The 13012-nt window shown below is 44.0% G+C and carries 10 protein-coding genes; 8 read left to right on the top strand and 2 right to left on the bottom strand.

The window, feature by feature from the left end:
• Positions 1-27: 27 nt before the first annotated feature.
• Positions 28-495 (top strand): Cys-tRNA(Pro) deacylase, encoded by a 468-nt coding sequence (gene ybaK, locus DXX92_RS01745; RefSeq protein ID WP_115998846.1) that lies wholly within the window; start codon positions 28-30, stop codon positions 493-495.
• A gap of 7 nt (positions 496-502) precedes the next feature.
• Here ybaK and DXX92_RS01740 read toward each other — a convergent pair whose 3' ends face one another.
• Together DXX92_RS01740 and DXX92_RS01735 are read right to left on the bottom strand one after the other, a co-directional pair.
• On the bottom strand, positions 503-1039 hold the full coding sequence (locus tag DXX92_RS01740; RefSeq protein ID WP_115998845.1) for a response regulator transcription factor: 537 nt from the start codon (positions 1037-1039) through the stop codon (positions 503-505).
• A 69-nt stretch (positions 1040-1108) separates the two neighbouring features.
• Positions 1109-2305 carry a sensor histidine kinase gene (locus DXX92_RS01735; RefSeq protein WP_147301912.1) on the bottom strand — a complete coding sequence of 399 codons (1197 nt, stop codon included), beginning with the start codon at positions 2303-2305 and terminating at the stop codon, positions 1109-1111.
• A 381-nt stretch (positions 2306-2686) separates the two neighbouring features.
• Between DXX92_RS01735 and DXX92_RS01730 the strand changes: the two genes are divergently transcribed.
• The 7 genes from DXX92_RS01730 (at position 2687) to astA (ending at position 13011) form a co-directional block, all read left to right on the top strand.
• Positions 2687-3421, top strand: a complete 735-nt coding sequence (locus DXX92_RS01730; protein ID WP_342768022.1) for a 5-oxoprolinase subunit PxpA — start codon at positions 2687-2689, stop codon at positions 3419-3421.
• A gap of 58 nt (positions 3422-3479) precedes the next feature.
• Complete coding sequence (pxpB, locus tag DXX92_RS01725) at positions 3480-5363, top strand: 5-oxoprolinase subunit PxpB (protein WP_115998843.1); 1884 nt, start codon at positions 3480-3482, stop codon at positions 5361-5363.
• A 361-nt stretch (positions 5364-5724) separates the two neighbouring features.
• Positions 5725-7968 (top strand): TonB-dependent receptor, encoded by a 2244-nt coding sequence (locus DXX92_RS01720; protein WP_115998842.1) that lies wholly within the window; start codon positions 5725-5727, stop codon positions 7966-7968.
• A gap of 340 nt (positions 7969-8308) precedes the next feature.
• Positions 8309-8899, top strand: coding sequence for an anthranilate synthase component II (locus DXX92_RS01715; protein ID WP_115998841.1), 591 nt, complete (start codon positions 8309-8311; stop codon positions 8897-8899).
• A 93-nt stretch (positions 8900-8992) separates the two neighbouring features.
• Positions 8993-10138: an HDOD domain-containing protein gene (locus DXX92_RS01710; RefSeq protein WP_115998840.1), complete on the top strand. Its 1146-nt coding sequence runs from the start codon at positions 8993-8995 to the stop codon at positions 10136-10138.
• 458 nt (positions 10139-10596) lie between these two features.
• Positions 10597-11811 carry an aspartate aminotransferase family protein gene (locus DXX92_RS01705; protein ID WP_115998839.1) on the top strand — a complete coding sequence of 405 codons (1215 nt, stop codon included), beginning with the start codon at positions 10597-10599 and terminating at the stop codon, positions 11809-11811.
• A 183-nt stretch (positions 11812-11994) separates the two neighbouring features.
• Positions 11995-13011 (top strand): arginine N-succinyltransferase, encoded by a 1017-nt coding sequence (gene astA, locus DXX92_RS01700; protein WP_115998838.1) that lies wholly within the window; start codon positions 11995-11997, stop codon positions 13009-13011.
• Position 13012: the final 1 nt, after the last annotated feature.

Raw genomic sequence — 13012 nt, 5'->3', positions numbered from 1 at the left:
TAACGTTAAAAGTATAGTAACCATCATATGACCCCAGCAGTTACCTTTGCCAAACGCCAAAAACTGGCGTTTGAGCTTTTAGAATATCAACACGATGCCAATGCCAGCTCGTACGGGATGGAAGCAGTTGAAAAATTACAGCTGCCCGCCGAAAGCGTATTTAAAACCTTAGTGGTAGAAACTGAGCAAGGGCAGCTAATCGTTGCCATTATCCCCGTGAGTGAGAAACTTAGCCTGAAGCTTATCGCCAAAGCAGCAAAAGCCAAAAAAGCCGTGATGGCAAATCCTGATAAAGTGCAGCGCACCACAGGTTATGTACTTGGCGGTGTTAGCCCACTTGGACAGAAAAAACGCCTACCAACCTTTATTGATAGCAGCGCTGAACAGCAGGCAAAAATCTACGTAAGTGCCGGTCGTCGTGGTTTGGAAATTGGCATAGCGCCACAAGATTTAGAGAAATCATTAAATGCAGGGTTTAGTGCGTTAATCGCGTAGAAATCTATCAACTATTTACCGGCTTTTTTGCCAGCTTACGCTGCAAAGTTCGACGATGCATATTTAGTTGCCGCGCAGTCGCCGAAACATTACCTTGGTTTTCTTGTAGCACACGTTGAATATACTCCCACTCGATGCGCTCAGGTGAGGTTAAGGTTTGCGCAGGATTAGGCAGATTGTCCGCACAGGACTGGTCGTTCACCTGACCTAACACCGCCAATAAAGAGCTTAATTCAATCGGTTTAGGCAGATAATCATCTGCACCTGATTTTATCGCGGTGACTGTGGTGGCGATACTGGCATATCCTGTAACCAGAATGATTTTGCTATTCGGCAACGCAGCCCGTACTTGAGTGATCATTGGCAATGATGACTCACTGCCTAAGTTCATATCCAAAATCACAGCATCTGGCTGCCAACGCTGGCAGGTAGGTAATAAGGCATCAAGCTGGTCGATATGCTCGACCTCAAAGCCTTTGCGCGTTAGCTGTCGTGCTAATACGCCAGCAAAGGCAATATCATCTTCTAATAGTAATAACTTCAAGCGCTTGCCTTTTTCGTTACCCAGCTATGTTCATGATTGAAAAAATAGAACATCATCAATGACCAATGCTCAATGGCCAAGGGCCAGCGCCTGACAAGGTAAAATCACTTGACTACGAGAACCGCTCGGTAAATTAAATAGCTGTAATTGCCCAGCAAAACGTTCAATGGTGGCATTGGCTAACGCCAACCCCATACCCATACCTTGTGATTTACTGGCCACCTTCACTTGCCCCAATTGTGACAAGAGTTTGGGATCTATGCCTTGTCCTTGATCATCAATATTAATTACCACTTGCTGAGCGCTGACGCTCACATCAATGGTGATTTCATCCTGCTGATTAGCAAGGCTAGCATAAGCGGCATTTTCCAATAAGTTAGTCAGTGACATTTGCAGATTAAAGTCAGTGGATAACGCATAGTTCACGCACTCAGGTGCAACATTTAGTTGATAGCGTATATCGTTGCGGCTAATCCACCAATACTGCAAAGTCTGTTCAATAAAGTCATCAATCGCGACCAGTTTCATATTGGCTGATTGATGACTACGCACTTGTTTGGCAATGGTATGCACAGTTTGGTGACAAACATGAATTTGAGCACTGAGCTCGTCCACCAACCCCTGCTCATACGCTTGATTTTCCTTTAGTTCATCAACTAGCAAACGTGCCGTTGATAATGGCGTTGCCAAACGGTGCGTGGTATTTGCCCCCATGGTTGCCACTGACAATATTTGCTCATCTCTTAACTGGCGTTCACGCAATTTTCGAATTTGTTTTTGCTGGCTAATAATCGCTTGGCGCTGCTGAGTAACAAACCAAGTCATCAGCAAGGTGGAGATAACAAAAGTCAGCCACATACCAGATAAATGATTGGTAAAACTTTCCGATAGGTGTTCAAAATGAGCGGCATGTCCTTGCAGCATTAAACCGGTATATATGGCAATTGCCAAGACTGCAACCAGCCAAGCAATGCGCCGCTTCATCTCCATGGCAGCAACAATTACTGGTAAATAAAGTACAAAAACGCCTGCGTTACTGGCACCGCCATGCATTTGCAGTAACACGCCGTAAAAACATAAATCGAGCACAAAAGGGAACAATGACCATAGGTGATTAATGAGATCAGATTGGCTTTGCGCCGCCAGCTCGCGCACATCTAAATAGCGAGTCATTAACGCCAATAGCAATGCATAGCCAGAACAAATTCCCCAAACCATAGGATTGGTCGCATCGCCAAAGAAAAAAATGGCTACTAGGCAGGTCAACCAAAGTAGCCAAGGTAGAAAAAACCACGAGGTTTTTTGCGGAACTTTGTTTGGAACATAGTTCGGAACATTGTGCGGAGTGTTCCGTGAAAAAAGTGCAGAAATCACTTGTGCCTTCAACTAGGTAATCTATCAACTAAAGCCAAAGGCTAATCAAGCCATGGGCGCATTGCAAGTTTGCATACCATCACCGGCCAAGTGTTGGCTAGGTGCTAGTAAAGTGTTAGCTATGCCAACATAACACTGGCTAGTCGATCTCTTTATTGGCCTTATTTTAATGATCGTAGGTTGATATGAGGATGTGACAAATTGTCGCACCAGATGACGAAATGCGGTATAACCAAGACATGAACAAATCAGTAAACGCGATGTAGGCTCAGCGTGAAAAAAATTAAGCTTAACTGTGATTTAGGTGAAAGTTTCGGACAGTGGACAATGGGCCGAGATGAGGCAGTTATGCCATTAATTGACGAAGCCAACATCGCCTGCGGCTTTCACGCTGGCGACCCTCTGGTGATGCAACAAACGGTCGCCTTAGCGGTGAAACATCACGTCAGTATTGGTGCGCACCCTAGTTACCCAGATTTACAAGGCTTTGGTCGCCGCTCAATAGCGATGACAAGTGAAGAACTCATTGCTCATTTACAGTATCAATTGGGGGCGCTACAAGGCATCTGCCAAGTCAATAATGCAACATTAGCATTTGTAAAACCCCATGGCGCACTCTACAACGACATGATGCGCGATATCAGCCTATTTACAACTATCTGCCGAGCTATCAGCCAGTTCGACCAAAACTTAGTGTTGGTGATACAAGCCTTAACTGATACATCACAATGGCAAACAATCGCTGAGCAATTCCAGCTAACATTGCGTTTTGAAGCGTTTGCCGACCGCCATTATCAAGACAATGGCTTGTTGGTGCCACGTAGTGACGCTAATGCGGTCATTACAGAGCCTAAGCAAGTTTACAAAAGAATTAAGCAGTTAGCGGCAACGGGACAACTACTCAGTATTAATGGCAAACCGTTAACACTGCAAGTTGACACCATTTGTGTGCATTCAGACACAGACAATGCATTGGAAATCGCCAGCACGTTAGCGAGCATTAACTAACCCACCTTGATTAGACTAATGTTAGCCAAGTATAAAATCACTTTATAGGATTGAATTAATGGATATCAGCGCAATCGAATTCGATTTTATCAGTGAAGACACTTTGCTATTGCGTTGGCCCGAACAAGTGTGTCGTCAGCAACACCGACAAATTATCAAAGCTCAGCAACATTTAACCAATGAACGAAGTCAGTTTATTACCGACACGTTAGTAAGCTTTAACTCACTACTGATTTACTACCGCTACCCTCTGCTCTCTGCTAATCAACTTCAAACACTGATCGAACAAGCATTAGCTAATCGTGCAGAAAGTCACGCAACGGCACAGGAGCATGCAAATCCAGCAAGTGCCGATGATAAACCACTAGCGGGTAAGCAAATTAGTATTCCCACTTACTATGACGAGCAAGCTGGTTGGGACTTAACCGAGGTGATGCAAACCACGGGATTAAGCCAACAGGCGATAATCGCCAAACACAGTGAACCTGAATATTATGCCTATGCCCTAGGGTTTTCACCGGGCTTTGCTTATCTCGCCAGCCTAAACTCGCAACTGCAAATGCCCAGAAAAGCGATCCCTCGCAAACAAATGCCAGCAGGTGCAGTTGCCATTGCTGGTGAACAAACCGCGGTATACCCAGATGCTACTCCAGGAGGCTGGCATATTATCGGGCAATGTCCCGTATCGCTTTATCAAGTGACGGATACTGGCATCGAAAGTGTTATCAAAGTGGGAGATAGTGTGCGCTTCACACCAATTGACCGCGCTGAATTTATCGCACTTGGCGGTACACTAGCAAAAGAACAAGAGTCAATAGCTAGTCCAATAAGCGAGGATCTCAACAACTCAACATCAAATACTTCACCGCCAGAAAAGAACCTAAGCGCGAATAGCCGTCAACAGCACACGCCGCTACTTAACAAGCCATTACTGACAGTCAACAAAGGCGCAGCTCGCGTTAGTCTGCAAGACTTAGGACGTAAACATTGTAGCCAGTATGGCGTTAGCCCATCAGGCGCCGCTGATGAATATGCGTTGATGACAGCCAATCAAATACTGGGTAATACCAGCTTTGAAGCAGCACTGGAAATACTGCTCGGTGATGTTGAAATCGTATTCTATCAAGCATGCGAGCTAGTGGTCGCAGCTGTTGGTGATGAACAGCCATTCATATTAAATAATGAAGCCAAGCCAATGTGGCAAAGGCTCTGCATTCAAGCAGGTGATACCCTGAATATTGCGCCATTTAGGCAAGGCAATTACGCCTATCTAAGTATCAAAGGGGGTTTTGCCACTAGCTCATGGTTTGAAAGTGCGATAGCTAAACTTAATGCGCCAATCGTAAATGAATACTTTGCCAATCAGCCGTTAGCCAAAGCTAAACCTGACGTTGCTCAACAAGTTGATTCTCAAGTGACTTCTCAGATAGCGGCTCAACCTGTCAAAAATCTGCGTAGCTATTCAACCTTCTATCCAGCGCCAGAATTGGCATGCGAACAAGCATCACCTTTTATTGCTAGGTTTATTGCGAATAAAGCTTGGCAAAATTTGTCAGATTACCAACAAGAAGCATTGCTGAACCAAGTATTCACGATTGATATCAGCTCAAACAAAATGGGTTATCGCCTTAATCGCCAAGGATTTGTGAACTCATCAACTAACAGCCAATCTGCATACCAAGCTTTGGGTGACAGCGCAGGCACAATTTCCAAGCCGGTCACTTATGGTCAAATTCAGCTACCAAGCGCAAAACAATGGATTGTGCTAATGAAAGATAGGCAGACCATCGGCGGCTACCCAAGTATCGGCAGCGTGATGAAAACCGATCTGTTTCGTCTCGCCCAATTAAAGCCAAACTACCCTGTGCGTTTTCAGCCAATTTCGCTGGCGCAAGCGCAAGTGCAACTCGCCGCTTTTTATCAGCGTTTTGGTAACTTTTAAGAAAACTAATTGCTTGAACTTAGTTAACCGCCTGCTTTAACTGTTTTTGTAGTCTCCCCTTCTCAAATCCGCTGTTTAATCTCCCGTTAACGAGCGTCTTACACCGACAATTCATAATCTAACCTTTAGATTCGCTTGGTATTAAGGGGATTAACCAACGCTTAAACATCAAGCTCTACAACCCCCCCATTAACATTATATTTACACTTGTTTACATTAATTTAGGTGGAATCGAGTATCATCTTTTGCGAATGATACTGATTATCATTCCTTACGAAACATGTGACGGATTAATGCACTAGTTAGAGAACTGAATTAATCCTCACTGTTCCCTCGGATAATAAGCATTACAAGGAATATTGTGAAAACACTTAATCTCAATGCTATTTCACTAGCAATGGTCTCTCTTTTCTCAGCAACCAGCATAGCGGCAACCCAGCCTTCCGACATCGAAGTGATAGAAATTACCGCTAAACCTTTTGAAGTACCCGTTTCCTCTTTACCAGGCACAGTGCAGTTAATCAGCCAAGCAGAAATTCAGGCACAAGCAGCGGTTAGTGCCGATGTTTCGTCACTACTTGCTAACTTAGTGCCCAGCTACAGCCCCGAAACACAAATGCTATCAAGTACTTATCAAGGTTTTCGTGGTCGCAAATCAATCGTCATGATCGATGGCATTGTCGTGTCTAATTCTTTGCGTGAAACCAGCCGCGTACTAGCCTCGATATCAGTTGAAAACATTGCTCGTATTGAAGTGATTCATGGCGCCAGCGCAGTATATGGCAATGGTGAATCTGCAGGTGTTATCAACTTAGTCACTCACCAAGCCAGTGATCTAAACGTTGAATTTTGGAGCCAAGTTAAGTTTGACGGTTCAATTCATGATTCAGATTCACATGGTTATCAATTTAACCAACGTATCTCTGGCACTGTCGATCAGTTCTCATATCTTGGCCAGGTGAATTGGCGTGAAAGTGGTGAAATTTTTGATGGCAATGGTAACCAAATCCCTTCCGACCCCGCAGGCAGAGGTGGTTTAGGCGAACTAAAAGATATTGATGGTCTCTTGAAATTCACTTACCAATTTAACCAAAACGCCGATTTAGCCCTCAATGCTCATTATCGTAAACTGGAAAATGAATTGAGCTTTGGCCGCAAAACTATCTTTGACAATGTTGTCGTGGTAGATCCGAGCAAGCCATTTACTGGCGATGCACCTTATAGCGAAAACCAGTATCTGCAACTTGAGTTTAATCATCAAAGATTATCCAACCACAAAGTCAATATTGAGCTTAGTGTCGCCAACAGTGAGAATACACAGGCGAACACAGTCAAAGTTGAGTCTGACAAATTCGCCTTGCGCTTCGCTGCTCAACCTTTATCGCTGCCACGCTCACAAGATGTGTTTACTTACGGTATCGATTATCAAATAGATGAAACAACTCAGCACAGCAGTCGTGGTATTTGTGAAATATGCGATGTTGAACAAACCAACTTAGCCCCCTTTGCAGAGTACCAATTCAATTTTGACAACTTTATGGTGCAAGTCGGTGCACGTTATGAAAATTTTGACTTGGATGTTCCAAGCTATGTCGCGACAGGTCGCTATGGCGATGCCCCTTTCTTTGGTCAGCAAATTAATGGCGGTGAATTAAGCTACAACAAAACTGTGTTCAATGTCGGTGCTGTTTACCGCTTCACAGAAACCGAAGTTTATGGCTCATTTTCACAAGGCTACGGCCTAGGTGATCTGCGCCGATTAAGGTCAATTAACGTTAACGATGTGGATAACTACCGCCAAGCACTTCAACCCGTGGAAGCCGACAACTATGAATTTGGTTTACGTGGGCAAATTAACGCTTTTAGCTTTGATTTAAGCCTTTACTACACCGATGCTGAACATGCACAAAGCTATGTTGATATTACCGACCAAGTGATTTACGCATCGCTTCAGCAAGTCGACCCAAGACTCACTTATGATTTAAGCCGAACGTTTAATCCTGATGCTATTGATGCCTTAGTGACCCGCGATGAGCGCACTTACGGTGCAGAATTTAGCTACGCCTATAGTTTCACCGACTCCTTAGATATCGGTGGCACCTTAAGTCACAGCGAAGGAGAGTATCGTCATCCAACAAGCGGCTGGATTGATCTCAACCACTCGCGTTTAAGCCCATTTAAAGCGACCCTTTACGCGAACTTAGAGCTAACCGACAAGCTAGGCGCTAATATTCAAATTAATCACATTGGTTCACGCGGTGCTGGCGAGCGAGTTAATTTAGCCATCCCACAAAATGGTGCTTTTGGCACGTTTGAAGGGTACCAATACTATGGTGCAGGAGTAGAGGGCTATACAACGGTTGATCTGTCGATGTATTACAACACTGACATGGGGGATTTTAAGCTAGGCATTAAAAACCTATTTGATCGCGTTTACTTGCCAACTTATGCCCAACAAGGGAGTGGCAGTGTTTACGGGCAAATTGATCTGCCGTCAAACCCAGCACTTGATCAGATCGAAAGCTTAGTACGTGATTTTGCTTTTAGAGACAGCTATAACGCTCAAGGAACAACATTTACCCTAAGTTACAGTGTGGCTTACTAACGCTATTTACTTCCCCAAAAGCATCATTCGCTTTGTGAGATAAGATCCCAATGATTGGTGCGCTGCTTTAGCGTACTAATCATTCATGCCCCTAAGGATCTCTTTAGGTTACCCCACTACTTTTTTGCCAAACAGCAATGTCGCAACGAATCGACAGCAGACTGTCTACTACCAATCCAGCACAAAATAAGGCGCTGAATAGCGCATTACAGCAAAGCCATTTATCACAAACTGAGCATTCCAATATTTATGCGAAGTATCATAGGCACTCGCATCAAACGCTGAATTACGTTTAAAATAGCGCAGCTTTTACCATTGGGCGTTATAACGAGGTTTTTCTGTGCTGTTAATGATCGACAATTATGATTCTTTTACCTTTAACCTCGTGCATTATTTTCAATCGCTCGGGCAAGAGGTAAAAGTGGTTCGTAATGACGAAGTTACTATTGCCGACATCGAAGCGTTAGCCCCTCAATATTTAGTGGTTTCCCCTGGCCCTTGTGATCCCGATAAAGCAGGTATTTCACTGGCGGCTATCGCCCATTTTGCCGGAATTATCCCCATTCTAGGCGTATGTTTAGGGCATCAATGCATTGCGCAGCATTTTGGTGCTAAAGTGGAACGGGCACGACAAGTTATGCATGGTAAAACGAGTCATATTAGCCATTTGGGTTCAGGCTTATTTGAGGATCTCAATCAGCCGCTGGAAGTTACTCGCTACCATTCTCTGATTGTTAATCGCCAATCACTGCCTAGTGAACTGCAAGTCACAGCATGGACTACACACGCTACCGGCGAGTTTGACGAGATCATGGCGTTAGAGCATCAAACCTTACCAATTGCTAGCGTGCAATTTCATCCCGAGTCAATATTGACCGAGCAAGGCCATATACTCCTGAATAATTTCTTGGCAAAATACCGCAGAGAATGACGCGACTAACATAAATTCCTCATGAATTTATTGCCTTAGTCGATATAAAAAACAACTATAATCGCCAGTAAGCCAAAATAATAATTACTCTTCATGCAGCTTTTTGAACAACACGACGCCACTTGGGTACTTTATCAGCGCTATATTAGCCTATGTATCAAGAAAGAATTTGCCCAGCAGCAAACTGGTACCCTAGTGACTTTTAATCACCAAGACAGTGAACAAGCACATCGTCGTCGTGAGTTACTCGAAGTTGAAGAGCAAGCAAAACAAGAAAAGGCGATAAAAGAGCACGGTGAGCAACATTTTCGCAATCAAGTAATGAATAAGTTCTTTACCAAAGTTGCTGGCGAAATTAACACTGAATTCGAGCAAAAAGAAAATTTTTACCAGAGTTTTCTGGCCATAGAAGATGCTGCGCCAGCTATTCTGGAAATTCTCTCATTGCGCGCAGCCTCACTTAATCGCGTTACCCCGCTGGTTAGCAGCTTGCATTGGTTGGCTGAAGAAGCAATTAACCTAGTCAATAAACCTCAGTATCGCAAAAATGCAGACGTAAAAGTTACACAAGCCAATTTGGCCGTTAGCTATATTGGTTTAGAAAACTTAAAGTTAGTGATGCCAACCTTTATTTTAAAACACTGGTTACCACTTAGCACAGCGCCTTACCCGCTGATGAAGCGCAAATTGTGGAACGATAGTTTATCAGTTGCCTTAGCGACTAGAGCATTAGGCGAAGCGCAAGGGATAGACTGGTATCGCGCCTTTACCGCGGGCATGTTATCCAATGTTGGCACACTCGCTGTCACCCGCTGTTTTCTTGAAAAATTTAGTGACTCGTATAACCGAGAAATTAAAGATGCTTACGATAATCGCGATAAGCGATTGCATGACGCGCTGGTCAGTCTAGAGCAATCACCTGAGCTATTACTAGAACAGCTGTGCACGCGTAGTTATATGGTGGGTGCCGATCTAATTGAACAAATGAAGTTTGACCGCCTGCCGATTACCGAACCATTATTCGACCTAGCTTTCGCTCGTACCACCTCGGCAATGAGTGAACTGGCACAGTTGGTAACGAAAGCAAAGGCTTACGTAATGTTTCGCAGCTTAGCGAAAGAAGAACTGATCAATAATGACGAAGCAAAACAATTATTGTCTGTTGCGAAAATAACGCCGGCAGATATTGCGTTGCTTAAGAAAACCGATATCAATCACCTTAAACTGAACTTCAGTTAAGCTAACGCCTAACAGCCGTAATTACCTTCCCCGATTACATTCATGGGTAAACGCTTCTCCCCTAACGTTTGCTTGCGACTTCCTTTTAAAGTGAAAAGTACTAAGTGATAATCATTCCACCCTTTGTTGGTGAATTTACCATCAAGGTTTCACTCGTTTTGACGATAATTGCACAGATTTTTTTTTGATTAGTTATGAACTCAGCTCATAAGGCATTTCTAGCCAACAGCGTTTTGCCTCCCTTGAACGCCTAGGAATCACTGCCTTTAGGCGACTAAAATAGTTATGCACTCTTGATGCATAAATCTCTACAAGCCTTGAATTTACTGGCTTTGCAACCTTCTCAAACAAGACATTGATGGATTTTTCTGCCATACTGTCGGTCTTAATTTTGCCCTTTCAGCGTAAGAAGCTGAGCAAAAACTAATTAGACAAGCCCACAAGTAGAGGAGATTAAAATGTCGAACCATTTTCCTGTCGACCGCGCGTTATTTGACGATGTTATGGTGCCAAACTACTCACCATCAGCAGTAATTCCAGTACGCGGTGAAGGCTCTCGAGTTTGGGATCAAGAAGGTAAAGAATTTATCGATTTCGCTGGCGGTATCGCAGTGAACTGTTTAGGCCATTGCCACCCTGCACTAGTTGGTGCATTAAAAGAGCAAGGCGAGAAAATCTGGCACCTATCAAACGTAATGACCAACGAGCCAGCACTGCGTTTAGCGAAAAAAATGGTAGACAGCACGTTCGCTGAAAAAATCTACTTCGCAAACTCAGGTGCGGAATCTAACGAAGCGGCATTAAAACTTGCACGTCGTTGGGCACTAGATAACTTTGGCGCAGAAAAGTCACAAATTATCTCATTCAAACAAGGTTTCCACGGCCGTACTTTCTTCACGGTAACAGTTGGTGGTCAAGCAGCATACTCTGACGGCTTTGGTCCTAAACCAGGTGATGTAGTACACGCTGAGTACAACAACCTAGAGTCATTCAAAGAGCTAATCTCTGACAAAACTTGTGCAGTAATGATGGAGCCACTACAAGGTGAAGGCGGTATTGTTTCACCAACACAAGAATTTGTTGAAGGTGTCCGTGAGCTTTGTAACCAGCACAATGCACTATTAATTTTCGATGAAGTGCAAACCGGTGTTGGCCGTACAGGTGAACTTTATGCATACATGGGCTTAGGTGTAACACCTGATATTTTAACGTCAGCTAAAGCACTAGGTGGCGGTTTCCCAATCGGCGCTATGTTAACGACAACTGAGATTGCTAAGCACCTTAAAATTGGTACGCACGGCAGCACATACGGCGGTAACCCACTAGCTTGTGCAGTTGGTGAAGCAGCATTTGATACGGTTAACGACCAAGCGGTATTAGACGGCGTAAAAGCAAAAGAAAAACTTTACTTTGATGGTTTAAAGGCAATCAACGAAAAGTACAATGTTTTCCAAGAAATCCGTGGTAAAGGTTTATTAGTGGGTGCCGTGCTAACTGAAGCATACCAAGGCCGTGCAAAAGACTTCTTAGTTGCTGCGATGGAAGAAGGTGTAATGACCTTAGTAGCTGGCGCTAGCATTGTTCGTTTTGCACCGTCGCTAATTATTCCTGATGCCGATATTGCTGAAGGTTTAGCACGTTTTGAAAAAGCAGTAGCAAAATTAGCTCAGTAATCAACCGAGCTGAACTAAGCTATTAAGCTAAGCGCCTTAGCCAAGCAAATAAACTAAGTACATAAGCTTAGGCGCTGAATCAAACAGTTAAACTTAACCAGTAAAATAAGCCAACTAAATAACGCTTGCCGAAGCTTAATTTTAATAAAGCAGCAAGCGTTATTTCTCTACAGAGACAGATTTATGATTATTATACGCCCTATTCAAACTAGCGATTATGATGCTTTGCATCGCATCGCCGTCGAATCAGGACACGGTTTTACATCACTCCCTGTTAACGAAGAACTGCTCACCAATCGTATTAACCATTCGGTAAGTTCATTTGATAGTCAGGTTACTCAGCCGGGTAATGAGGGCTATTTGTTCGTCATGGAAGATACCGAAACAGGTCAAGTTGTCGGTACTAGCGGCATCGAAGCGGCAGTCGGCTTAGAAGATGCATTTTATCACTATCATTTAGGCAAAGTGGTTCACAACTCACGTGAGCTCGGCATTTACAATACCGTCGAAACCTTGTCTTTGTGTAACGACTACACAGGTGCTTCAGAAATTTGCACCTTGTTTTTAAGTGAGTCGCACCGCAAGAATAACAATGGCCGCTTCCTTTCACGCTTCCGCTTCTTGTTCATGGCAGAGCACAGCGAACGCTTCTCTGACACGGTGATTGCCGAAATGCGTGGCGTGTCTGACGATGATGGCCGCTCGCCATTTTGGGCATGGTTAGAAGAACACTTCTTCTCGATGGATTTTCCAACCGCAGATTATCTAACGGGTATTGGCAAGAAAGTTTTTATTGCCGAGTTAATGCCGAAGTATCCAATTTACGTCAACCTACTGAGCAAAGACGCCCAGCAAGTGATTAACAAGGTACATGACAAAACTGTTCCAGCGCTACGCTTACTGGAAGCCGAAGGTTTTGCTCGTCGTGGCTACGTTGACATCTTTGATGCCGGCCCAACGGTTGAAGCGACCAAAGGTAGTATTCGTACCGTCAACGAAAGCCGAAAGTATCAAGTGATCTTTGGCGGTGTTGATGAAACCACGAACTACATTATCTGTAATACCAAGGTGAAAGATTTTCGTGCCACACAAGCGCATGCTTCGGTTAGAGAAACGGCTAATCAAGTAGTGATCAACCACGCGGTTGCTGATGCCTTAAATATCGGTGAAGGCGACTGGGTACGTATCGTCGCTAACTAAG

Origin of the sequence: Thalassotalea euphylliae, from assembly GCF_003390395.1 — a bacterium.
Classification (GTDB): domain Bacteria; phylum Pseudomonadota; class Gammaproteobacteria; order Enterobacterales; family Alteromonadaceae; genus Thalassotalea_F; species Thalassotalea_F euphylliae_C.
Note: the sequence above shows the minus strand (reverse complement) of the source record. Positions and strands in the feature narration are given on the sequence as shown.